The following is a 24,316-nucleotide window of genomic DNA, read 5'->3' as shown; positions in this document are numbered from 1 at the left end:
CAGGTTCATGTCATTTACGGATATATTACTTTTCATCTTATTTATTCAAGTTCTTCATTTTTTTGGAACCTGGAAACTGTACCAGAGTGCTGGAAGAAAATGGTGGGAAGCTGCCATTCCTGTTTATAATGCCATCGTCCTGTTTAAAATCATCAACAGGCCCTGGTGGTGGGTGTTTTTGATTTTTATTCCTATCGTCAATCTGATCATGTTTCCTGTGATTTGGGTAGAGACGGCCAGAAGTTTTGGAAAAAACTCCACAAAAGACACCCTTCTACAACTCTTTAGTTTAGGGCTTTATACTTACTATATCAATTATTTCACAAAGCACGAATACATTGAGGATAGAAGTCTGAAAGCCAAATCAAAAACCGGAGATTTTGTAAGCTCCATTTTGTTTGCAGTGGTTGCAGCAACTATAGTTCATACCTACATCATGCAGCCTTTCACCATTCCAACATCATCCCTGGAAAAAACATTACTTGTTGGTGATTTTCTGTTTGTCAGCAAATTTCACTACGGAGCCAGAGTTCCGCAAACGGCAGTTTCATTTCCGATGGTTCACGATACCATACCGCTCGCTGGCGTGAAATCATACCTGAAATCCCCACAGTTGCCCTATATGAGGTTGCCTGGATTTGAAAATGTGCAACGAAACGATATCGTGGTTTTCAACTGGCCTGTAGATACGGTTCGGATGTTTAGAGACCAGTCTGGCAAACATTACGACAAACCGATCGATAAAAAATCGAATTACGTCAAACGTGCCGTGGGTGTTGCCGGAGATTCATTGGAAATAATCGATGGAAAGATTTATGTCAATAAGGCACCTCTTCAACTTCCAGACCGTGCTAAACCTCAATTTTCCTATTTAGTTCAGGGAAAAGGTCAGGGTTTTAATATGCGTAGCCTGGTTGAAATCTATGGTATTACAGACGGCTTACAATGGGTGGACAGGGACCGCGATCTTTATCAAGTCAATGCGATTACTGAAGAAAATTTAGAGAAATTTAAAAATCATCCCAACGTTAAATCGGTTCAGCGTATTATTTCCCCGGAAGGCAAAAGGGATCCTGCCATTTTCCCAAACAATGGAAAAGCAGATTGGAATCGAGATAACTTTGGACCCATCTACATACCTAAGGCCGGACAAACTGTAGACTTGGACCAGGAGAGCTTTTCACTTTACCGCAGAATTATTGAGGTTTATGAAGGATCAGAAATGGGTATTGAGAAGCATCTGGAATTAAAGGGTTCTCAGGTTTACCTAAACGGTGAGCCCTTAAACGAATACACCTTTAAGCAAGACTATTACTGGATGATGGGTGATAATCGACACAATAGTGAAGATAGCCGCTTTTGGGGCTATGTTCCCCAGAATCATGTGGTTGGCAAACCTGTGTTTATATGGATGAGTTTAGACCCTAATGCAGCTAATCTGGTGGATAAAGTAAGATGGGAAAGATTATTCACTACAGTAGGTGGTGAAGGAAAACCCACCTCTTATTTAGTGTATTTTTTAATTGCTTTAGTTCTTATTATCGGTTATAATTACTTTATAAAAAAGAAGAAATAATTTTGAAACCTGTTCTTATTCATCCCTGCTATTTCGGACCCATAGACCTGTATGCACACATCGCTCAATCCGATGAGTTTGCAATGGAAAAACATGATAATTACCAGAAACAAACCTATAGAACACGTCAGTACATCTATGGAGCTAACGGAAAACTTTTGCTAAATGTTCCCATAAAGCATCGAGAAAATAAAACGGACGAACACCAGAAATATAAAGATATTCAAATTGAAAATGCTTTCAAGTGGCAACGTTTACATTGGAAGTCCATAGAAGCAGCTTATAGAAGCTCGCCTTACTTTGAGTTTTATGAAGATGAATTTGTAGATTTATTCGAAAAAAAAGCAACCTTCTTGATGGATTTCAATCTGAAATGCATGCAGACGGTCTTTGACTGTCTCAATCTTGATTTCCATTTTAAGTTTACTGAAGCCTTTGAAATGTCAGCTGAAACTTATGAGAATCAACGAAATCTTGTAAATTCAAAACGAAAACAAAAAGCAGACCTCGAAGAATTCATTCAAGTATTTCAGCCAAAATACGGTTACATCTCTAATCTTAGCATTCTGGATTTGTTGTTCAATAAAGGACCTTCTGCTTTAGATTATCTTGAATCTCAAAAACTTAGTCGCTGAGTTTGAAACTGGCCATGATGGGATAGTGATCTGAAAGCCTGATATCGTAATTTTTAAAATCGATGTTTTCAATACTCTTCTCATTCAGAATAGCATCTATTCGAAGCGGTAAAAAATCAAAATCGAATGTTTTTCCAAGTCCTTGACCGGACTCGATAAAAGCATCCTCTAAATTATGAGATAGAAGCTGATTCGCTACGTAGGAAAAGGGGGTGTTATTCATATCTATACAAACGATTTTAGGCAAGTCTGTATCTTCAAAATTTTCTGCAAGCATCCTGGCTTGTTCTTGTTGTTTCATAAAGGATTTGCCCACTCTGCTTATCAGTTTTTGGTGATTTTCTTTCTGCAGTTGCTTTACATCGGGAATTACTTTCAGGGATTCTAAATGCGCTGCGTAGATCCTAAGAGTATCATTATGAATCAAAATATCTGCATAAATAGCATTGTTATGCGTATTGGGGAAGTCTATAGATCCTTTATTCAATATTCTGTATTTGCTGTAGATGGCAATTCCTATTTTGGAAGATTTGGTTTTAAATTTTTCAAAAGAATAGGGAAAAGCATTCATATCTAAACCATCAGTTCGTTTATAATCTTGAAAAGCCACAACATCCGGTGATTCTTCAGCGATAAAATCTGAAATTTTCTGACCTACATTATCTATATCGATCCAATCGTATTCATTGAACAAACGCACATTATAGCTCATAACTTTCAAGCTGCTTTTCACCTGTTCTTTAGACTTATCTTTGAATATAAAAATCTTGTTTACATAAGAATACCCCCCCAAAACCAATAGCATAGAGACTATAAAATGCAGCTTTAGCCTTAAGATCCAGTATAAGGCAAAGCCGAGATTAATAAGCATGAATACGGGTAAGCCTAAATTCAAAATGGAAAGAAAAGCAGAAAATTTTGGAGGAACAAACGGCAATATGTATGCTATCAGCAAACAAGCTGCAAAGAAAATATTGAACGCAAAAATTACTTTTTGAAAAAAATTGAGTTTCGATTTCATGACAATTACATGTCTTTTCCTGCTTTAAAAAGAAAATCTTTCTCTTCTTTGGAGAGGCTATCATATCCACTCTTGCTAATCTTATCTAAGATGAGATCAATTTTTTTCTGATTGTCTGTTCTGCTAGTAGTTTTTGATTGTTTTTTCCGAGAAGTTTTATGCACAGTTTTCATGTTGCCTTTTTTGGTTTTTGGCTTAAAATAATCTGCAAACCAATCTGTAATCGACTGTAACCACGCCCCTATATCATTTCCTTTATTGAGTTGTGTTATATATAAATACCCGATTGCAGAACCTCCTAAATGTGCAAGGTGTCCACCTGGATTGGAAATAGGGATTTGAACAACATCCAAAACCACTAAAAAAGCAGCAATCCACCAAAGTTTCAGGTTGCCTAAAAAGAATAACCTGACTTCCAAATTTGGCGATTGGGTTGCGATAGCTACTAAAATAGCCATAACTGAAGCTGAAGCCCCAATTAAATAGGATCGCCCAGTTTCACTAAAAGCCGGCAACAAATTATAACTTAGCGCGTAGATTAAAGCTCCACTGATAGCCCCTAAAAAGTAAAGATTGAGCATGCGTTTGCCTGAAAAGAAAGTCAGAAAGAATTTTCCGGAGAAATACAGAATTAACATATTGGACAGAATATGAAATATACCGGAATGCATAAACGCATAGGTGATAATCGTCCAGGGTTTATAGGCGAATTCTAATAAGCCTTTTGGAAACACTAACCACTCCACAAAAAAATCAGTTGGAATTTTAAATAAAAAACCCAGCGTCCTAAAAACAAATGTCAGGATAAACAAAGCAACATTAATGCCGATCAATTTTTCTAAAGTATCGGCCGTGTTGTATTTATAGGTTATTTTTTGCTTCCAGTCCATATCAATTCCATCTATTAGTATCAAATGAGTTTTTCTTCCAGTAATACATGGTGATAAACCCGATTACGGCACCACCGATATGAGCCCAGTAAGCTGTATTGGACGGTCCCAGCAAAGTTACTCCAGTTATGGCAGAAAACAGGTTCAACAGGAAATAACCTCCAATTAAATATTTTGCTTTGATAGGTATAGGAACAAATATAATGTACAAAGGAAGGTTGGGGTAAACCACTGCAAAGGCTGCTAAAATTCCAAATATTGCTCCGGAAGCACCCACCATAGGGGTTACATAATTGCGTAATAATTGTGTGCTTACATCCTTGGGAATGGATGAATATACTCTGTATTCTCCTGTAGACATCACACTCTCAAACAGATTTGAAATCTCATTTGGACTTACACCAGCGTCAAGATAGACTTGATAAGCATCGTTGAAAGCTATATAACTAAACAGAATTTGTAAACCTGCTGCTCCAAGTCCTGCTGAAAAATAGATAAAAAGAAACTTGTTCTGGCCGAGATATTGCTCCAGCAAACTTCCAAACATGTATAAGGCAAACATATTAAAAAGAATATGCGAAAAGCTGCCATGCATAAACATGTGGGTTAAGATTTGCCAAAATTCGAAATTCGGATTTTCCGGAAACCACAAGGCGAAAATTTTATAGGCATAATCTCCTAAATATTCAGCCCCAAAAAAGAATAAAATATTAGCTATTAATAAAACTTTTACCGTTTCGGTGATTCTTCCCATTTACATAAATTTTTTATCGAAGTCTGCAGCAGATTGTTTTATGAAAACTAAACGATTCAGCGGAGTTAACATGGGTTCTTTACAAGAAAATAACAGATTTACAAGTTCTGTTTGCTCTTCCTTTTGGAGAACACTACCATTTTTTATAGCCATACTTTGAGCCAGTGATTTTGCAAGCCTGTCAGTTTGGTCAAATCCAGAATCTGGAATGTCATTCTCAAAATCCGACAGAAGTTGATCTAACAAAATTGAGGTTTCACTTTCAGGTAAACGGTTCGGAATTCCATTTATTTTAACAAAATCTTTTCCAAGCTCCGAAATTGAAAAACCAGCATTGATCAAAGACTCTTTCAGAACCTTGAACACTCTGATTTCATTAGCATCTAACTGTAATTTAAGTGGAAATAATAACTGCTGACTCAAAGCTGGCTGAGCAGTGATATTTTTCAATAATTCTTCATATAAAATTCTGAAATGAGCTCTGTGCTGATCTATAATGAGCATTTCAGATTTTGTAGAGGTAATTATATATTTACGCTGAAGCTGAAAGGTTCCTGATGATTGATAAGTGGGTGACTGGGCCTGAAAAAGCGAAGGAGAAATTTGTTCACTCTCCACTTCGATGTCCATCAAGTCATCCTGATCCTCTCCGGTTTCGGTATAAAGAGATTCCCAGCTGGCTGTCGATTTTGTCTTGAAGGAATCTATATGGAATGCCTTATTACCCAACTTCGTTTCGGATTCGAAAGGATTGAAATTTCTGTCCACCTCGATAGATGGAATTTTTGCAGTGGTTTTATTCTGACCATAATCTGTATCCATACTCGAGTCTTTATTGAAGTCAAGAACCGGCGCCACATTAAATTGACCAAGACTGTGCTTTACACTGCTCCTTAAAATAGAATAAATGGCGTGTTCATTATCGAATTTCACCTCCGTTTTGGTAGGATGAATATTGATATCTATGGACTGGGTATTAACCTGCAAATACAAGAAATAAGAGGGATAGGCCTTATCTTTAAGCAAACCTTCAAAAGCACTACAAACAGCGTGATGTAAATAAGGATGCTTGATAAATCTATCGTTTACAAAGAAAAATTGTTCTCCTCGGGACTTTTTAGCAAACTCTGGCTTACCTACAAATCCAGTTAGCTTGATCAGGTCCGTTTCTTCTTTAACAGGAACCAATTTTTCGTTGGTTTTAGCCCCCATCACACCAACTATCCGCTGCCTGTGATTCGCAACAGGAAGATTAAAAAGTTCACTTCCATTGTGAATCAATTTGAAGGCTACAGAAGGATGGACCAAAGCTACTCTTTGAAATTCGTCGATGACGTGCTTTTGCTCAACTGTTGTCGACTTTAAAAAATTACGACGCGCAGGAATATTGAAAAATAAATTTTTAACGGCTATAGAGGTTCCTGCTGGAGTCACGCAAGGCTCTTGCTGAACAACCGAACTCCCCTCAATAATCAAATGAGAACCAAGATCTTCGTCATCGGTTTTGGTTTTCATTTCTACATGGGACACCGCTGCGATAGAGGCCAAAGCTTCTCCTCTAAATCCTTTGGTATGCAGTCTAAACAAATCTTCAGCCGAATTGATTTTTGACGTCGCATGACGTTCAAAAGACAGTCTGGCGTCGGTATCCCCCATGCCTGTACCATTATCTATTACTTGAATTAAGGTCTTACCCCCTTCTTTGACCAGCAGGGTAATGGAAGACGCATTGGCATCTACCGCGTTTTCCAAAAGTTCTTTTACTACAGAAGCGGGACGTTGAACGACCTCTCCAGCAGCTATCTGATTCGCAACATGATCTGGTAATAAGTGAATAATACTATTCATTGACTATTTTGACGAAAAAATTGACAGATCAAAATCAATGATCCATAAAAAGATAAAAGTTAAAATAAGAGCGATAATAATAATGGTCCTGTTGACCCCTCGGTTCGATCTAGTTCTGGAATTTTCTCTGGCTTCTGCCCAGTGAGAACCAAAATCAACAGAATTAGGCGTGTCTTTGTATTTAGCAAATTTTGAATCGAAGTTATATGGATTTCCTGTATCCTTACCCTTATAATAGCGAGGAGTATAATTGTATCTGGAATTCTTCCTTAACTTTAATGATTTAAGTTTAAACATAGTTTTTGATGAATTTTCAAAATTAAAGAAATTTCATCAATTCTTTAGGCTTAAAGCCTTATTTAAGAAAGAGAATTTAAATCAAATTTAGTTAGCCTTATAAAATTTAGCATCTTTACGAAGTTGTGCCATTTTGATGGCAGCTATAGCAGCCTCTGTTCCTTTATTGCCGTGGATACCGCCGGAACGCGCTTCAGATTGAGCTTTGGTATTATCGGTTAAGACACAAAAGATAACGGGAATATCTCCTTTCAGGTTAAGTTCCATTATTCCCTGTGTTAACCCCTGACAAACAAAGTCGAAATGTTTGGTTTCTCCCTGAATAACATTTCCCACAGCTACGATGGCATCTAGCATTTCAAAGCTCTCCTGCATTTTCTTGCACGCATAGGGAAGTTCAAAACTTCCAGGAACATTCCATCTTACGATATTTTCTTTAAAGACTCCCACATCCATTAAAGCATCGAAACCTCCTTGAAAAAGATTTTCCGTAATGTCCGGATTCCACTCCGACACCACAAAACCTATTTTCATATCCTTAGCCTCTGGAAGATTTTCCTTATCGTAAACCGAAAGATTTTTTTGAGAGGTTGCCATATTAAAGCACTTCTGCTTGTCCTAAATAGACTTCTACTGTTTTAGCTTCTTCAGAATTTGGAAATTCATCTTTAATTCTGTTCAGGTACTTTTCTGCAGTTTCTCCCTCTTTAAGACTAATCGCAGTAACTGCAGCTTTCATTAAAAACTTAGGAGTGGTAAACTCGTTTGTTCTTAACTTGGCAGCTTGTTCAAAATAGTCCAGAGCTTCTTCAGGCTGATCCAATTGCAAGAAAGCATCTCCTATAGCCCCTTTGGCCAAAGGCGTTAAAATTTCGTCTTCTAAATTGAATTTATCAAGAAAATCAATAGCTTCTTGGTAATTCCCCACATTCAAATGGGCTATGCCAGCATAATAATTGGCTAATTCTCCGGCTTTCGTTCCGCTATAATTAGATGAAATATCTTCAAAACCAAATTTTCCATTACCACCCTGTAAAGCTCTGCTGAAAAGAGAATCCTGTTTTGCTCCGGTTGCTTCCAGGGCAGAGTCAAAAAATTGCTGGGCTTGATTCATCTCATTTGCAGCTTCTTCCTCATTGGGCTCCTGGATAAACTTTTGATATCCCAGAAAGCCGAGAATGACAGCAGCAATCACAATAATGACTCCAAAAATAGGCTTTTGATATTTTGCTAAAAACTTTTCAGTAGAACTTGCGCCTTCATCTAATGTTTTAAACACTTCAGCTGTTGTAGATTCATTTTCAATCTTCTCTTCGCGTTCAGCTTTGTTATTCGGTTTGTAACCTCTTTTCTTGTATGATGCCATAATTGTATTTTGTTCTAGTGAGCAAAAATATAATTTTATTCCATATAGAATACACTATTTATTTGATATTTTTACATTTCAACTTTTCTTGAAATAAGAAGTGAAAACCCAGTATTTACTGCAAATTAATGTTGAAGTAAACCTATGATATTAAAAAAGCTTAGCCTTATCAATTATAAAAATTTTGAACAGCTCACTTTGGAGTTCGATTCTAAAATAAATTGCTTCGTTGGTAAAAATGGCATTGGAAAGACAAATATTCTTGATGCCATTTACCATCTTGCCTTTGGTAAAAGTTATTTCAATCCCATCACCAGTCAGAATGTAAAGCATGGTGAGGAATTCTTTATGCTGGAAGGAAATTTCATCAACGGAGATAAAACCGAAAAGATAATCACTTCTTTTAAAAAAGGGCAGCGTAAATTGATTAGGAGAAACGGGAAGGATTACGAGAAATTAAGCGATCACATTGGAACCATTCCATTGGTTATCATCTCCCCTACCGACCGGGATTTGATTCTGGAAGGAAGCGAAACCCGAAGAAAATTTATGGATGGCGTTATTTCACAGGGCGATAAATTGTATCTGGACACGCTTTTGAAATATAACAAAGTACTTTCTCAGCGCAACGCCTTATTGAAATATTTCGCAGCTAACAGAACCTATGACGAAACCAGCCTTGAAGTTTACGATGACCAGCTTATAGAACTTGGGAAGGTTATTTTTGATAAACGCCAGGAGTTTATCGATGAATTTAAACCCATTCTTCAAAAGCGATACCAGGAAATAAGCAACTCCAGAGAACATATCAGTCTGACCTACAGAAGTCAGTTTAACGATGAAGAATCCTTTGAAAGCATCTTGAAATCGGGTTTAAAAACAGACCTACAACGTCAGTTTTCAAATTATGGCACGCATAAGGATGATCTGATCTTCAAAATTAAGTCGCATTCAGTCAAAAAATTTGGCTCTCAAGGCCAGCAAAAATCCTATTTAATAGCCTTAAAGTTTGCTCAATATGACTTTCTTAAATCTCATTATGGGGTAAAGCCGATTTTGCTCATGGATGATATTTTTGATAAACTCGATGAAGATCGGGTATCCCAAATAGTCAAAATGGTCACTGATGCAGAGCTTGGTCAGATGTGTATCAGCGATACACACCCCGAACGCACGGAAGACGTCGTCAGGAAAAATGCAACTCACTATAAAATAATAAATCTAGAAGATGAAAGTTAATTATTTACTCATCAGTGTATTTCTGATGCTCTCCTGCAACTCAAAACCTGATTTTGAAGAGGTTTCAAAACTCAACGGCTTTTGGGAAATAGAAAAGGCGGAGACTCCTTATGGAGAAAAAAACTATACCATCAATCAAATGGTGGACTATATACACGTTGAAGATTCCACAGGATTCAGAAAAAAAGTACAGCCGAGTTTTTTGGGAAATTACAAATCCTCACAAAACCGGGAATACTTCACTGTAAGAGATTATCAAGACAGCTTGGTCTTGGAGTATCGAAGTGATTACGATACCTGGACTGAAACTCTACTAAGCATTGAAGAAGACAGGTTTGTAGTGAAAAACGAACAAAATTTTATTTATACTTATAAAAGACATGAACCCCAAAACATAGATTTCGATGAAGAATAAGAGAGCAAACGAGGAAAAATCTATGAAAGATTTGATGGAGATTTTCAAAAACAAACACAGATTAAATCCTGGTTTGAACAAGGTTGATGTTGAAAATGCCTGGATGACTCAGCTTGGACCTGCTATCAAAAATTATACGAACGAAATCAAATTCAGAAATAATACCCTTACTGTGCATTTGTCTTCGTCTGCCCTGAGAGAAGAATTGAGTTATGGTAAGGAGAAAATTATAAAAACTTTGAACGAGAGTCTGGGCCGGGAACTTATTTCTAAATTAATTTTAAGATAGGTACATATGGGACTTGAGAAAGTGATATTTAAAAATAAGAATGGGGATCAGCTTGTGGGTCGACTCCAGTTCCCGAAACACCAACATCCTCAAGCCTTTGCCATCTTTGCCCATTGTTTTACATGCGGAAAAAACCTAAAAGTCATAAGAGAGATTTCTTCCGCATTAACCGAACTGGGGATAGCCGTCTTAAGGTTTGATTTTACTGGATTAGGGCAAAGCGAAGGTGAATTTGCAGACACCAATTTTTCTCATGATGTGGAAGATTTGATCCAAGCTTCAAAATTTCTGGAGCAGGAATACCAGGCCCCAAGTTTGATTATTGGTCACTCCCTTGGCGGAACCGCAGCTTTGTTTGCTGCTAAAAAGTTGAGCCATATAAAAGCTGTTGCTACCATAGCCAGCCCTGCTCAGCCTGCGCATGTTCAAAACCTGATCAAAGAAAGCGTAGATGCTATCACTAAAAATGATGAAGCAGTCGTCAACATTGGAGGACGAGATTTCACCATAAAAAAACATTTTCTGGAAGATATCAGCTCACTTGATACAGAGTCATTTATAGACGATCTGGATAAATCCCTTTTGATTATGCATTCTCCGCAAGATCAAATCGTGGATATCAAAAATGCCGAAGATCTTTACAAATGGGCGCATCACCCCAAAAGTTTTATCAGCCTGGATAAGGCCGACCACCTTTTAAATGAAAATGCTGACGCCTCCTATATTGGAAATCTCATAGGGCATTGGGCCTCCAACTGCCTGGATCTCTCTAAACCGGAGAGTCCTGCCATGTCATCTGAAAGTCAGTCGGCTGCAGTTTTAAAACATGAAGATACATTCGCAACACATCTTAAGATTGGAGATTTTGAATTTACAGGTGATGAACCTGAAGAACAGGGAGGAAATAATTTTGGCCCGGCACCCTATGATTTTCTAACTGCCGGACTTGCAGAGTGTACTGCGATGACGCTTCACATTTATGCCAGGAACAAAAAATGGAAACTGGAAGAAGTTCGTGTACACGTGAGTCATGAGAAAAAGAAAGTTAATGATAAAGACGGCAAAACCAAACGAAAAGATTTTTTTTATAAAAAAATAGAAATTAAAGGTGAACTGGACGAGTCACAAAGGAAGCGTTTACTGGCGGTTGGTGATAGATGTCCTGTACAAAAAACCTTTATCTCGGATCTGGAAATTTTTTCAGAACTGATAAACTAAAAGTAATGTTAAGTTAATTCATAAATTTGAGCAAGGTCAGTATTTAAGCTACATTTACAATAAATTTTTAAAATAAACAATTATGAAAAAGATAAGTTTATTAACTTTTGCTTTTAGTTTGTTAATCCTTGTAGGATGCAAACAGGAAAACAAGAAAGATAGCGATGAAAAAATGGATGCCGTTGGTGTAACCGATACACTCGTTACCATTTCACCGCTTGAGGAAGAATCTCCAAAATATCCAGAGGCTGCTTTAACTCACCCTGGAGGAGATGTCATAGAAGTTCCTGCAGGCTCTGTAGATTTTGATTTTACCGTAGAAAACTACGAACTCGGAGTTCAAACAGAAAATGCCGGCGAAAATGGTCTAGCTAATTCTGCAAATGGTCAGCATATTCATTTCATTTTGGACAATGGTCCATATTCCGCTCATTATGAAAGTGGGTTTAGTAAAGAAATTGAAGAAGGCGAGCATGTTATGTTGGCTTTTTTATCCAGATCTTACCACGAATCAGTCAAAAATCCAACTTCTTTTGTAGTTAAGAAAATTGTAGCTGGAAACCCTTCTGAAGATCAAAAAATGGATGTTGATTTTACAGCGGAACACCTGTTTTACAGTAGACCAAAAGGCACTTATAAAGGTGAAGATACTAAAAAGGTACTTTTAGATTTCTTTTTAGTAGGAACAGAGATTAGCCAGGAAGGTAATAAAGTAAAAGTTACTGTTAACGATGGCAGCGATTACTTAATTACAGAATGGGTCCCTCACGTTATTGAGAATATGCCCATGGGAAAAAATAAGATTCAGCTTACTTTAGTTGATGAAAATTTAGAACCTATTCCAGGTCCTTTTAATGCCGTGACACGCGTAATCACTTTGGAAGAAGCTAAAGACGACATGTAATTTTTGAAACTTCTAAATTCTTTTAATAAAAAACCATCCGCTACAAGCGGATGGTTTTTTGTTGTTATGCTTATTTACGAATCTACTGAAATCAATCCATTTCAAAGTTTTTGGAAGACGTCACTACATACGAACTCGGTTCATTGTTAGCCGAAGTACTTTCCGCAGTAATGATAATTCTTTGGGGTTTAAAGGGGGTGGTGGTATTTAAGGTTCCTTTTCTGACATTTGAAAACAGACCGCTGGACATTTTCAGTTGTCCCAGGTTTTTTGTCCCTCTCGAGGTTTCAATCCATACCACATACATTTCTCTTGGAGGGTTCAGGCGATCTGGAGAAGTCAGGTTAACAGCCGTCAGATCAATCCTGTAATTGCTGTTGTCATCTACTTTAATCTTTGCGCTTATTTCAGCACCTGGAACGGTTTCCGAAGTAGGAAAATCCACCGTAGTGGCACATGAGGTTATAAGGAAAATTGCGAATACGCTTAAAAACGAAATCATTTTATTAGTCATAATTTATTTTTTGTGCAAATTTAGGGTTATTCTTACTCGACTGACTATATTTTATGATTTCTTATGAAATCTATTGCTTTTTGTATTTCTGAGGCCATCACTTTATCTTCATTCACAAAGGGCACCTGAGTCCTAAAGGCTTTCAGTACATCTTCAAGGCTTTCTGAACTTTTCAAAGGAAGTCTAAAATACATCGCCTGAGAGGCATTAAAAAGTTCAATCGCCAGTATGCGTTCCAGATTATCTACCACTCTGGAGAGCTTGGTCACCGCGTTGGCTCCCATACTTACATGGTCCTCCTGACCATTGGAAGACACAATAGAATCGACACTAGCCGGCGTGCAGAGTTGCTTATTCTGACTTACAATACTCGCCGCGGTATACTGGGGAATCATAAAACCGCTGTTAAGTCCGGGCGAATTGACCAGAAAGGTGGGCAAACCCCGAAGACCGGAAACCAGCTGGTATATTCTGCGTTCAGAAATATTGCCGATTTCACTCACGGCAATAGCCATCACATCTGCTGAAATCGCTAAAGGCTGACCGTGAAAATTACCTCCAGAAATGATTTTATCAGCATCGGCAAACACATTTGGATTATCGGTTACACTATTGATTTCAGTGAGCAGGGTCTGCTCAACATAACGAAGCGCATCTCGGCTTGCCCCGTGAACCTGAGGAACACACCTAAAAGAATAAGGATCCTGTACATTTTGTTTTTGAGTTGATGCCAGCTGACTTCCCTGAAGCAGATCTAAAACTGTTTTGGCCGTCTCTATTTGTCCTTTATGTGGTCTTACTTTATGCACCAGCTCATCAAAAGGTGCCAGATTACAGTCGAAAGCGTCCAGGGATATAGCAGCAATCGTATCGGCCCACTTCATCAGGGCCTTGGTTTTCAAAACATTCCTCAGCAAGTGAGCACCCATAAATTGGGTGCCATTCAACAGAGCCAGGCCCTCTTTGGATTGGAGGACTAAGGGCTTCCAGCCGAACTTTTCCTCCAGTAGGCCAGCCTTTACAATTTTATGATCGATACTGACTTCTCCTTTGCCGAGAAGCGGTAAAGCCAAATGCGCCAAAGGAGCCAGATCTCCAGAGGCCCCCAGGGATCCCTGTTCGTAAATCACAGGGAAAACTCCGGCGTTATAAAAATCGATCAGCCGTTCTACCAGCTCCAGGGTCACCCCTGAATACCCGTAACTTAAGGATTGTATTTTGAGCAGTAGCATCAATTTTACAACCGATTCGTCTACGCGATCTCCTGTTCCGCAGGCATGAGACATCACCAGATTTTCCTGTAAGTAGGTGAGTTTATCCTCGTTGATTTTGATATTACACAAGGAGCCAAATCCCGTATTTACGCCATAGATTGGTTCTTTACTCTCTTTCTGCTTCAGATTGAGATAGGCTCGGGCTTTATGGATTTTGGCAATGGCCTCTTCGCTTAATGCGAGCTTATAGTCATCTTCAAGCAGCTGCTGAAGCCTGGAAAACCCCAAAACATCAGATTCTATATAGTGAACATGGGACATGAAATATCTTTTTTCAAAGATAAGATTTAAGACTTGTTTAAGCTTTGAGTTTTGAAAAAGAATCTCCGAAATACGATATAATATCTGAAGCGGTCAGACTTTCTTCCGACATTTCTTTAGCAGCGAAATCTCCGGCTAAACCGTGCAGAAACATCCCTAATACAGCAGCATTCAGGCTTGAGTATCCCTGTGCCAGCAGACCGGTAAGCAACCCGGTAAGCACATCCCCGCTTCCAGCGGTTGCCATTCCTGAGTTGCCCGTGGAATTCACGAAGACCTGATCCTGGTACACACAAAGGCTGTAAGCATCTTTTGCCAACACGATCACGTCAAATTGTTTGGAAAAATCTTTGATCAGATTCAGTTTTTCAAAATCGTCTTTCCAGCTTCCTACCAGTCTTTGGAGTTCACCGGGATGTGGGGTTATAATGGATTTTTTCGGAACCTTATATTGCAGCTCTGTATGTTCAGCGATAAGATTCAGTGCATCTGCATCGATCACCAAAGGGCAGTCAGCCTTTTCCAGCCAGGCGGCTAAAGCGGTTAAGGCGGCTTCAGAAGTGCCGATACCAATGCCAATTCCGATAGCATCTGCCTTAAAACCGAGCTCCTGTTCGCTGATAAAATCCTCCGATGTATTCTCCACGAGCATCGCTTCCGGCAAATGCTGAATCAGGGCTGAATGACCCCGACTGGGCATCAGCACACTGGTCTTCCCTACCCCGGAATGCATACAGGATTTGGAAGACAGGATAACACTTCCCAGCATCAGCTGACTTCCACCAATCAGAAGCGCATGACCGTAGGTGCCTTTATGCGAAAATCTGGATCTAGGTTGATAAAGCTTTTTTGCCAGGCTTAAGTCAACGAGATTTAATTCAGAAGAAATTTCACTGAGGCGTTTCTGGCTTAAACCGATATCAATGATTTTCACTTCGCCTACAACCCCCGAATAATCGGGGAGATAAAACGGCAATTTGGGCGTTTGAAACGTAAGAATTACATCCGACTGAAAAACTTCCTCCTCCTCACCTGGAGACCGGTCCAGATACATACCACTTGGGACATCTATGCAGATGATTTGAGAAAAGGATTCATTGAGATGTCTGGCCAGTTTCTGTACGAAATCTGGCATGGGCCGATTGAGGCCTACTCCAAAGATAGCGTCGATCACAAGGTCCTCAGAAATGATACCAGGGAGTTCAGAATCTTCAGTCAATTCCCGGATGTTACACTTAGCCTGATTTTTGAGCCGAACCAGATTTTTTTGATTGTCCTGAGATCGTGAAGAGGTAAAATTGACTAAGAACACATCGACATCATAGCCGTCTTCAGCCAAAAAATAAGCGATGGCAAGTCCGTCTCCGCCGTTGTTGCCAGGGCCTGCAAGAACTTTTATCTGTTGAGAAAAGGAGTTTAGTCTGGTTTTAATATCATCGTAGGCCAAACCCGCCGCACGTTCCATCAGTTCCCAGGAACTTATATTCTGTTCTTCGCAACTATAGCTGTCTAAATCTGCCAATTGTGAAGCCGATAAAATTTTCATGAGTTAAGGATTAAAAAATTATATTAAGCCTGTTTCTTCTCCCATTCCCAGGCATCTTTTAAAGCCTGTTCTAAAGTTCTTTTGGATTGCCAGCCTAGGGTTTCATTGGCTTTCTGAGTATCTGCATAAGCGGCTACAACATCTCCCGATCGTCTGTCTGCAATCTTATAATTCAGTTTTTCTCCTGAAGCTTTCTCAAAAGCATCAATCACTTCCAGAACCGAAGAACCAATACCTGTTCCTACGTTGAACACTTCGAAATTTTCTTGACTTCGGGAACTCATAAGGCGTTCCAAAGCTATCACATGGGCATCTGCCAAATCCATCACATGAATGTAATCTCTGATGCAGGTTCCATCTTCAGTGGGGTAATCCTTGCCATAAACCGATAGTTGCTTGCGTTTTCCAATGGCCGTCTGGGTGATAAAAGGCACTAGATTTTGTGGAGTTCCAATGGGTAATTCTCCAATTTCGGCAGTAGGATGAGCCCCAATCGGATTGAAGTACCTCAAGGCAATAGCTTTCAGTTTATCGTGAGCAGCGCAAGTGTCGGAAATGATCTCCTCCCCTACCTGTTTGGTATTTCCATAAGGTGATGCGGCTTTTTTTACGGGGGCCGATTCAGAAACAGGAAGTTCATCGGCCTCCCCATATACTGTACAGGAAGAACTGAAAATGATATTCTGTTCTGCTAAGAGTACTAAGTTCTGAAGCAAATAGGACAGCGCTGCAAGATTGTTTTCATAATATAACAGAGGATTTTCTACACTTTCGCCCACAGCTTTGGAGGCTGCAAAATGAATAACTCCGGAAATGTCCTGATGTTTGGAAAAAAAATCCAGAAGACTGGATTTGTCTCTTAAGTCGAGTTTATGAAATGCGGGGGGCTTAGAAGTGATTTTAGTAATTCCTTCGAGAACTTTTAAAGAAGAATTGGACAGGTTATCAATAACAAGGACTTCATAGCCTTTGTTTTGAAGGGCGACAACGGTATGAGAACCTATAAAGCCAAGTCCCCCCGTGACTAGTATTTTCATTTTATGATTTGTTAAATTTCATATGCAAATTACAAAAATTGCTAGGTAAAACTCATGTAAATCCTATTTTTGAAGAAAAAATATATGTCAAAAGAGGATAAGTCAATTACCGCATTTAGATGGGTAAGTATTCTTGAAGCTATTTCTTTTCTTTTGCTTCTTTTCGTAGCTATGCCATTAAAATACATATGGGAAATGCCCGAGTACGTTAGAATAGTAGGCATGGCCCACGGCATCCTGTTTATTCTGTATCTGTTGGGTGGCTATTGGATGTATGAGAAATTAGGCTGGTCTGTCAAAATTCTATTGATCGTATTTCTCAGCTCTATTTTACCTTTCGGTCCATTTATAGTGGAACGCAAATACTTACCTAAGGTCTAATCTATCTTTGACAAATTCGACTTTGGTTTTCCCGTGAGGTTTGGCATTGCCCGCTTCATCCAGGCTAACCATGACTATTTTGTCCACCACAATAATGGTCTGCCTGGTCATTTTATTTCTGACTTCGCAGGTTAAGGTGAGAGAGGCGGAACCGAATTTGATCACTTCAATCCCGATTTCAATTATATCGCCTTGCCTGGCCGAACTTTTGAAATCGATTTCACTCATATATTTCGTGACTGTTTTTTGATTTTCAAGCTGGATGATAGAGTATAAAGCCGCCTCTTCATCAATCCAGGCTAAAAGCTGTCCGCCAAATAAAGTTCCATTGGGGTTTAAATCTCCGGGCTTGACCCATTTTCTGGTATGAAATCTCATAGTGTTTAAATTTTAAAGGATTTTGTGCAGGGCATCCCGTATAATTTCAGAATGATCAAAGGCTAATTTTGGTAAATGCTGAGCATCGAACCAGCGGGCTTCGGCAGCATCGTCATCACCTTTCACTTCTGTTCTGCTATCTATGAAAGCAGTAAAAGCGAAGGTTATTGTTCTGCTTCTTGGGTCCCGACCAATCTGATCGTAATAGTCTAAAAACGAGAGGTCTTTTTCATTTATACCCAGTCCTGTTTCTTCTTTCAATTCACGCTGACATGCTCGCTGTACCAGCTCTTCTTTTTCAACGAATCCACCCGGAAATGCCCATTGATTTTTAAAGGGCTCGTTTTTTCTCTTAATGAGTAATACAAAGTTATGCTGATCTTCTTTTGAAATAACCACAGCATCCACTGTTATAAAGATAGAAGGGGAATAAGACATGAAATTTTAAAATTAAACTATTATATTAAGCGGTTCTCTTTAGGTTATAATTTAACCTCTTAGCTGCGCTATAATTTTACTTAGTTCTAATCATTTTATTTTAAAAGTAATTAAAATATTTTAACTGCAGCTTCCTGGAAATAGTTTATTATGAACTGATCCAGAACTAACTCAAAATCTTAAATCGCTCAAAACCGGGCATAAAAAAACCCTTCATCGCTGAAGGGTTTTCATCTGTAAATAAGTTAGTACTTATGATTTTGGCATAACTACAGCATCGATAGCGTGAATTACACCATTTGAGGCATCAACATCTGCCATGACTACAGTCGCCTTGTTACCGTTAGCATCGGTTAAAACAACGTTTTCTCCTTCCAGAGTTGCAGTTAATTCTTCACCTTGAACCGTTGGTATTACAAAGCTTCCACCATTGTCATTGATAGCAGCTACAACATCTGCAGCCATAAATTCACCGGAAACAACATGGTAAGTCAAAATACCGGTAAGCTTTTCTTTGTTCTCTGGTTCTAACAAAGTAGCTACAGTTCCTTCAGGTAATTTTGCAAATGCAGCATCGGTAGGTGCAAACACAGTGAAAGGTCCTTCACTATTTAAAGTCTCAACCAGTTCTGCCGCTTTAACAGCAGTTACCAGGGTACTGAAGTCCTCGTTACCCGCTGCAATTTCGACTACGGTTTGTCCATCAGACATCGCATCTTCGGACATGGCTTCTTCAGAAGAGCTTTCAGCATCCATAGCTGCCTCTTCTTGCTGTGCTTCGCTTTCTTTGTTTTGATCGTTTTTACAAGAGGTAAAAGCAATCATTGCAATTACACTCAAACTTAAAATTACTCTTTTCATAGTTATACTTTTTGTTTGTTCAAAAGTATCTTAAATTAATTAAACAAATTCAGACAATGTTTTAATTTATTGTTAATTCTATATATTTTTGAATTTTCTAAATCAAAAGCAGGCAATTATAATGACCAGGATTTAAACTTTTAGTATTAATTTTAGCACCGCCCCCGTTTACTATTCTTTTATTTTCATCCAAAGAACTCCTCCAGGTGACTTAAGCAATTCTAGATAGGTTAGCTTTAGATTTATATTCCAGCAGATATTCTTATTTCTTTTATGACTGAAACTTCATTTACATTAACCAAGCACTAGACACCTCTTAAGAAAAAATAAAATCAGTAAAGCTTAACATTTATTTATCGGATACCAGTTCGTTTGAAAACGAACTAAAATTACTTTTGCTTTATGAAACCTAAGCACAATCCTGCACAAACCTGCAGTCATGTTCCTGACAAGGAATTGAGCCTGCATTTGGAAAAAGAACAGCATCTGCCGCCGTTGGCAGCAAAGATTTATTCCCTTCTTATTTTATCTAATGCTGAAGCACTTACCTTTGAAGAGATTAAAGATTTAACGGGAGCCAGTAAAAGCTCAGTTTCAAACCAACTGAATTTTTTAATTGAAGAAGGACGCGTTGATTTCATATTTAAAGACGACAAGAGAAAACGCTACTTTAAGACCAAACGTGATTATTTTAAAAAGACGCTTGAACTACACTTAAAGGAGACTGATAAAGAAATCAACATCCTTTCTAAAATTATTCAACATAAAGCAGACCAGGATTTTAATAAAAAGCTTGTCAGCATCTTCAAAACGCATCTTGAAAACCAAAAAAAGAACATCTTAGAAACATTAAACACCCTTAAAGAAACAAGTCATAACATAGACACTTATGAAAAATAAATTTATTATTCTCCTCGCTACTTCAGCATTATTGATGAGTTCCTGTCAAAATCAAGGTCAGAAACAAACATCTCCTCCACCTCAGTTACCCATTATTGAAGTGGATACCAGGGACATCACAACAACTTCTGAATATCCAACTCAACTGCAGGGCATTATAAGCAGTGATATCCGGGCCAAAGTTCCGGGGTACATCTTAAATGTGTTAGTTGAAGAAGGATCCGCTGTAAAGAAGGGTGAAACTCTATTTGAACTTGAGACCGAAAGTCTGAGTGGCGAAGCTTCCGCGGCAAGAGCACAGGTGAGTGCAGCTCAGATTGAAGTAGAAAAACTCAAACCCCTGGTGGAAAAAGATATTGTAAGTGAGAATCAGCTGCAAACCGCTAAAGCCAGGTTAGAAGCCGCAAAAAGTAACCTGAATAGCATTTCAGCCAATATAAGTTATGCCAGTATAAAAAGTCCGGTGGATGGTTTTATAGGAACTATAAATTACAGAGATGGTGCTTTGATAAACCCTGCCGACAGACTACCCCTAACCAAGGTTGTAAAGACCGATGAAGTTTTTGCTTATTTCTCCATGAATGAAAAAGATTATTTGAATTTGCTGATGAATTTTAATCAGAATCGTAAAGATAAAGCCAACTTGATCTCCTCATTCCCGGAAGTTGTTTTGATCTTATCTAACGGGGAGATTTACGATAAAAAAGGAAAAATCACCAGCATTTCAAGTCAAGTCAATGCTGAAACTGGAACTGTAAGGTTTCGAGCAACATTCGATAATTCCAACTTGATTCTGAAAGACGGTTTAACCGGTAAAATTCGAATCCCGAATTATATAGATGAAGCTATAGTTGTACCAAGGATTTCTACGTTTTCCCGACAGGGAAAAGAATTTGTATATACGTTTAATGAATCTGACTCTACAGTTACCGAAAAAGCGATTGTCAGCAGGCGAGCCGATCCCTATCTCGTCATCGAATCCGGGTTGAGTAAAGGCGAAAAAATAGTAGGAAGAGGGGTCAATAAGATAAAAAATAATGATAAAATCAGGCCTACATCCTCAACGATGGACTCCATTGTAAATTCATTTGATACAGTTTTTAAATAGAAGTCATGCTTAAAACATTTATAGAAAGGCCGGTTTTATCTACAGTGGTCTCCATTATTTTAGTCATGCTGGGTATTCTTGGAATTCAGGAATTACCTGTCACCCAATATCCTGATATTGCCCCACCAACGGTGCAGGTAACTACCAGTTTTCCGGGCGCCAATGCGCAGACTATTCTGGAGAGTGTTATCATACCTATAGAAGAACAAATCAATGGAGTTGAAGGGATGACCTACATTACCTCTTCGGCAAGTAATAACGGAAGTGCGACAATTACTGTGTTTTTTGAACAGCAGTACGATCCGGATATCGCTGCTGTAAACGTTCAAAACAGGGTGGCACGAGCAAATTCAGTGCTTCCAGACGAAGTTTTACGAAGTGGTGTGATCACCTCAAAACAACAAAATTCCGCACTGCTTTATGCTGCCTTGTATTCGACCAACGAAGATTATTCTGATACCTATGTTCAAAATTATTTAAACATCAATATTAAGCCAGAATTACAGCGTATCAATGGAGTTTCCAATGTCTCTGTGTTTGGTGGCAAAGATTATTCCATGAGGGTTTGGCTGGATCCGGAAAAGATGGCAAATTATGGTCTTAATGCTACAGAAGTTATAGCAGCGATCAGAGCGCAAAGTCAGGAGGCTGCTCCCGGATCTGTAGGCCAGAATGCCGGAAAAGCATTTGAATACGTCATCACTTACAAAGGGAGGCTGAAGACCGCTGAAGAATATGGCAATATCATCCTAAAGACTTTTGATAATGATCAGTTCCTACGCGTAAAGGATGTGGCAAAAGTTGAACTGGATGCATTTTCCTACAATTCACTATCAAGAAGTAGTGGTTATCCTGGAGTTAACTTTGGTATTTTTCAAACACCCGGGTCGAATGCTCAGGAAATCATTGAGAAAATCTACGTCAAAATGGGTGAACTCGAAAAAAACTTTCCATCAGGTATTGAGTATCTTGTAAACTATGACACCAACGAGTTCTTGACAGCGTCGATAGATAAGGTTCAAAAAACACTTATTGAAGCCTTTTTACTTGTATTCCTGGTGGTGTTTCTTTTTTTACAGGACTTAAAATCCACTTTAATTCCGGCTATAGCCGTCCCCGTTTCTATTATTGGCACGTTCTTTTTCTTGAATTTATTTGGATACTCTATCAATTTACTCACCCTCTTTGCGCTTGTTTTGGCTATTGGCATTGTGGTGGATGATGCTATTGTGGTTGTAGAAGCGGTATATGCCAAGCTGGAAGGTGGAGCCCAGGATGCTAAAGAAGCTTCTATTTCTGCTATGAGTGAGATCGGTGGTGCCATAGTTTCCATTACTTTAGTGATGGCTGCTGTGTTTATACCTATCACCTTTATCAAAGGTCCAGCAGGTGTGTTTTATGAACAGTTTGGGGTGACCTTAATTGTGGCTATTATCATTTCAGCCATTAATGCCCTGACCTTAAGTCCGGCTTTATGCGCCTTATTTTTAAAGCCACCCAAAGAACAGCAAGAACGCACAAATTTACTGCAGCGATTTTATAAGGCCTTTAATGCCGGATTCATTGCCATTCGAAGCAAGTACATACATTCATTAAAATTCTTAATAAGACAAAAATGGGTGACGCTGCTTATTTTAGTGATAGCTGGCGTTTCTATTTATTTCGCAAATGAACTGACTCCCACAGGTTTTGTTCCTACAGAAGACCGAGGCGTTGTATTTATGAACATGGAATTGCCTGTAGGCTCTTCTTTGGACAGAACTTTCCAAGCCACTGAAGAAGTTTACGACAGAATTCAAAATATAGAAGGAATTCGAACAGCTTCTTTAATTACGGGGAGAAACTTTTTCTCCGGGGCGGGTAGTTCCTATGCCCAGGGATTTATTATACTTGATAATTGGGACAAGCGCACTACAGACGAGACCGAAATCAATGCCATAGTCGGCAAATTAAACCAAGCTACCTCTACCATACCAGACGCTAAAATTCAGTTTTTCACTCCTCCGAGTGTTCCAGGATACGGGGCGGCTGATGGTTTTGAAGTTCAATTGCTTGATAAAGCTTCCGGACCTTTAACAGGTTTGGATCAGGAAGCTAGTAAGTTTGTCGGCGGTTTATTTCAGGAATCCTCTATTGCTTTTGCCAACTCTTCGTTTAGTACAGAATTCCCTCAGTATGACATGAATTTGAATGTCCCGAAAATCAAAGCCAGCGGTTTATCTGTCAGCGACATTCTATCAGCCATGCAATCCTATATAGGTGGCTTTTTTGTGTCTAACTTTTCAACATTTGGAAAACAATACCGGGTGCTTGTCCAGGCTTTGCCTAAAGACCGCGATGATGAAGAAAGCCTAAACAGTATTTTTGTAAGACTACCCACGGGTGAAAATGCTCCGGTTTCAGAATTTGTAGAACTGGAAAGAGTTTATGGGCCTCAGGTCATCAACAGATTCAATCTCTATAATGCGGTGACCATAAATGGGAGTACTGCGCCAGGATTTAGCTCTGGTGAAGCTATACAATCAATCAGAGAGGTAGCCGATGAGCAGTTAGGAAATAATTTTGATATCGCATTTTCAGGAATAACGCGGGAAGAAATTGCTGCAAGCGGTCAGGCCTTAGTTATATTTGGCTTGAGTATTCTTTTCGTTTACTTTTTTCTGGCAGCTCAATATGAAAGCTATTTGCTCCCGTTTGCCGTAATTTTCTCATTGCCTATCGGCGTTGCAGGCGCCTTTTGGAGTACAAATCTGGCAGGCTTACAAAATAACATATATTTTCAAATTGCCTTAATCATGCTGGTAGGTTTGCTGGCCAAAAATGCTATTTTGATCGTTGAATTTGCCATACAGCGGCGAAATGAAGGCATGAGTATTTACGATGCTGCTCTGGATGGAGCCAAAGTAAGGTTAAGACCAATTTTGATGACCTCCTTTGCCTTTATTCTAGGTTTACTCCCCTTAGTACTGGCTTCCGGTGTAGGCGCCAAGGGAAATAACTCCATAGGGACTGGAGCTGCGGGTGGCTTGCTGGTTGGGACTGTCATTGGTGTTTTTGTCATTCCTGTGCTCTTTGTTGTTTTTCAGTGGCTTCAGGAAAAAGTAAGTCCTTCCAGCAGGGCCCGAGTCGGAAAATCTCAAAATAATTCCAAAGAATCTAATTAGAC

25 protein-coding genes are annotated in these 24,316 nt (G+C 38.9%); 11 read left to right on the top strand and 14 right to left on the bottom strand.

What is annotated here, in order from left to right; genetic code table 11:
- Positions 1-7 precede the first annotated feature (7 nt).
- Entirely contained in the window at positions 8-1,576 is a 1,569-nt protein-coding gene (gene lepB / locus BLP81_RS09240) for a signal peptidase I (protein WP_093368180.1), read from the top strand.
- Positions 1,577-1,578: 2 nt separating this feature from the next.
- The gene (locus BLP81_RS09235; protein ID WP_093368179.1) at positions 1,579-2,211 is read left to right on the top strand and encodes a WbqC family protein; all 633 of its coding nucleotides are present in this window, start codon (positions 1,579-1,581) and stop codon (positions 2,209-2,211) included.
- On the opposite strand, the gene BLP81_RS09230 is transcribed toward BLP81_RS09235, so the two are convergent.
- The 7 genes from BLP81_RS09230 to BLP81_RS09200 all read right to left on the bottom strand — a co-directional run bounded on the left by BLP81_RS09230 (position 2,201) and on the right by BLP81_RS09200 (position 8,387).
- A complete protein-coding gene (locus tag BLP81_RS09230) occupies positions 2,201-3,232 on the bottom strand; it encodes an endonuclease/exonuclease/phosphatase family protein (protein ID WP_093368178.1) in 1,032 nt (343 codons plus the stop codon). The two genes, BLP81_RS09235 and BLP81_RS09230, sit on opposite strands and share 11 nt — an antisense overlap.
- A 5-nt stretch (positions 3,233-3,237) precedes the next feature.
- Positions 3,238-4,122 carry a rhomboid family intramembrane serine protease gene (locus BLP81_RS09225; protein WP_093368177.1) on the bottom strand — a complete coding sequence of 295 codons (885 nt, stop codon included), beginning with the start codon at positions 4,120-4,122 and terminating at the stop codon, positions 3,238-3,240.
- A gap of 1 nt (position 4,123) precedes the next feature.
- Complete coding sequence (locus BLP81_RS09220) at positions 4,124-4,876, bottom strand: rhomboid family intramembrane serine protease (protein ID WP_093368176.1); 753 nt, start codon at positions 4,874-4,876, stop codon at positions 4,124-4,126.
- Positions 4,877-6,724 carry a DNA mismatch repair endonuclease MutL gene (gene mutL / locus BLP81_RS09215; RefSeq protein ID WP_093368175.1) on the bottom strand — a complete coding sequence of 616 codons (1,848 nt, stop codon included), beginning with the start codon at positions 6,722-6,724 and terminating at the stop codon, positions 4,877-4,879. It lies immediately after the preceding gene.
- Positions 6,725-6,727: 3 nt separating this feature from the next.
- Entirely contained in the window at positions 6,728-7,021 is a 294-nt protein-coding gene (locus BLP81_RS09210) for a hypothetical protein (RefSeq protein ID WP_093368174.1), read from the bottom strand.
- A gap of 87 nt (positions 7,022-7,108) precedes the next feature.
- Positions 7,109-7,618: a 6,7-dimethyl-8-ribityllumazine synthase gene (ribH, locus tag BLP81_RS09205; protein WP_093368173.1), complete on the bottom strand. Its 510-nt coding sequence runs from the start codon at positions 7,616-7,618 to the stop codon at positions 7,109-7,111.
- Between the two features lies 1 nt (position 7,619).
- Positions 7,620-8,387 (bottom strand): tetratricopeptide repeat protein, encoded by a 768-nt coding sequence (locus tag BLP81_RS09200; protein ID WP_093368172.1) that lies wholly within the window; start codon positions 8,385-8,387, stop codon positions 7,620-7,622.
- A 144-nt stretch (positions 8,388-8,531) separates the two neighbouring features.
- On the opposite strand from BLP81_RS09200, the gene recF reads away from it, so the two are divergent.
- From recF to BLP81_RS09175, 5 genes are all read left to right on the top strand, one after another.
- The gene (recF, locus tag BLP81_RS09195) at positions 8,532-9,626 is read left to right on the top strand and encodes a DNA replication/repair protein RecF (protein WP_093368171.1); all 1,095 of its coding nucleotides are present in this window, start codon (positions 8,532-8,534) and stop codon (positions 9,624-9,626) included.
- The gene (locus tag BLP81_RS09190; protein WP_093368170.1) at positions 9,616-10,041 is read left to right on the top strand and encodes a hypothetical protein; all 426 of its coding nucleotides are present in this window, start codon (positions 9,616-9,618) and stop codon (positions 10,039-10,041) included. The genes recF and BLP81_RS09190 overlap by 11 nt, the downstream gene beginning before the upstream one ends.
- Entirely contained in the window at positions 10,031-10,330 is a 300-nt protein-coding gene (locus BLP81_RS09185; RefSeq protein ID WP_093368169.1) for a DciA family protein, read from the top strand. The genes BLP81_RS09190 and BLP81_RS09185 overlap by 11 nt, the downstream gene beginning before the upstream one ends.
- A 6-nt stretch (positions 10,331-10,336) precedes the next feature.
- Positions 10,337-11,548, top strand: coding sequence for a bifunctional alpha/beta hydrolase/OsmC family protein (locus BLP81_RS09180; protein ID WP_093368168.1), 1,212 nt, complete (start codon positions 10,337-10,339; stop codon positions 11,546-11,548).
- Positions 11,549-11,630: 82 nt separating this feature from the next.
- A complete protein-coding gene (locus BLP81_RS09175) occupies positions 11,631-12,452 on the top strand; it encodes a hypothetical protein (RefSeq protein WP_093368167.1) in 822 nt (273 codons plus the stop codon).
- Positions 12,453-12,543: 91 nt separating this feature from the next.
- On the opposite strand, the gene BLP81_RS09170 is transcribed toward BLP81_RS09175, so the two are convergent.
- The 4 genes from BLP81_RS09170 to galE are packed head-to-tail and all read right to left on the bottom strand — an operon-like array spanning position 12,544 to position 17,084.
- Positions 12,544-12,966 (bottom strand): hypothetical protein, encoded by a 423-nt coding sequence (locus tag BLP81_RS09170; protein WP_176752705.1) that lies wholly within the window; start codon positions 12,964-12,966, stop codon positions 12,544-12,546.
- Between the two features lie 44 nt (positions 12,967-13,010).
- Positions 13,011-14,501: a histidine ammonia-lyase gene (gene hutH / locus BLP81_RS09165; RefSeq protein ID WP_093368166.1), complete on the bottom strand. Its 1,491-nt coding sequence runs from the start codon at positions 14,499-14,501 to the stop codon at positions 13,011-13,013.
- A gap of 37 nt (positions 14,502-14,538) precedes the next feature.
- A complete protein-coding gene (locus BLP81_RS09160) occupies positions 14,539-16,047 on the bottom strand; it encodes an NAD(P)H-hydrate dehydratase (protein ID WP_093368165.1) in 1,509 nt (502 codons plus the stop codon).
- A 23-nt stretch (positions 16,048-16,070) separates the two neighbouring features.
- Positions 16,071-17,084: a UDP-glucose 4-epimerase GalE gene (gene galE / locus BLP81_RS09155; protein ID WP_093368164.1), complete on the bottom strand. Its 1,014-nt coding sequence runs from the start codon at positions 17,082-17,084 to the stop codon at positions 16,071-16,073.
- 84 nt (positions 17,085-17,168) lie between these two features.
- Between galE and BLP81_RS09150 the strand changes: the two genes are divergently transcribed.
- Entirely contained in the window at positions 17,169-17,465 is a 297-nt protein-coding gene (locus BLP81_RS09150; RefSeq protein ID WP_093368163.1) for a DUF3817 domain-containing protein, read from the top strand.
- Here BLP81_RS09150 and BLP81_RS09145 read toward each other — a convergent pair.
- The 3 genes from BLP81_RS09145 to BLP81_RS09135 form a co-directional block, all read right to left on the bottom strand.
- Positions 17,451-17,843 carry an acyl-CoA thioesterase gene (locus BLP81_RS09145; RefSeq protein ID WP_093368162.1) on the bottom strand — a complete coding sequence of 131 codons (393 nt, stop codon included), beginning with the start codon at positions 17,841-17,843 and terminating at the stop codon, positions 17,451-17,453. The two genes, BLP81_RS09150 and BLP81_RS09145, sit on opposite strands and share 15 nt — an antisense overlap.
- A gap of 12 nt (positions 17,844-17,855) precedes the next feature.
- The gene (locus BLP81_RS09140; RefSeq protein WP_093368161.1) at positions 17,856-18,281 is read right to left on the bottom strand and encodes an NUDIX domain-containing protein; all 426 of its coding nucleotides are present in this window, start codon (positions 18,279-18,281) and stop codon (positions 17,856-17,858) included.
- Positions 18,282-18,533: 252 nt separating this feature from the next.
- Positions 18,534-19,142 (bottom strand): fasciclin domain-containing protein, encoded by a 609-nt coding sequence (locus BLP81_RS09135; protein ID WP_093368160.1) that lies wholly within the window; start codon positions 19,140-19,142, stop codon positions 18,534-18,536.
- A 402-nt stretch (positions 19,143-19,544) separates the two neighbouring features.
- On the opposite strand from BLP81_RS09135, the gene BLP81_RS09130 reads away from it, so the two are divergent.
- From BLP81_RS09130 to BLP81_RS09120, 3 genes are read left to right on the top strand one after another with little or no spacing between them, the layout of a single operon-like run.
- The gene (locus BLP81_RS09130) at positions 19,545-20,042 is read left to right on the top strand and encodes a GbsR/MarR family transcriptional regulator (protein WP_093368159.1); all 498 of its coding nucleotides are present in this window, start codon (positions 19,545-19,547) and stop codon (positions 20,040-20,042) included.
- On the top strand, positions 20,032-21,150 hold the full coding sequence (locus BLP81_RS09125) for an efflux RND transporter periplasmic adaptor subunit (RefSeq protein WP_093368158.1): 1,119 nt from the start codon (positions 20,032-20,034) through the stop codon (positions 21,148-21,150). Before BLP81_RS09130 ends, BLP81_RS09125 begins: the two co-directional genes overlap by 11 nt.
- Before the next feature lie 5 nt (positions 21,151-21,155).
- A complete protein-coding gene (locus BLP81_RS09120; protein ID WP_093368157.1) occupies positions 21,156-24,314 on the top strand; it encodes an efflux RND transporter permease subunit in 3,159 nt (1,052 codons plus the stop codon).
- The last annotated feature ends 2 nt before the right edge of the window (positions 24,315-24,316 follow it).

It is taken from the genome of Psychroflexus sediminis (assembly GCF_900099815.1).
Lineage (GTDB): Bacteria > Bacteroidota > Bacteroidia > Flavobacteriales > Flavobacteriaceae > Psychroflexus > Psychroflexus sediminis.
This window is presented reverse-complemented; position numbering and strand designations above follow the sequence as displayed.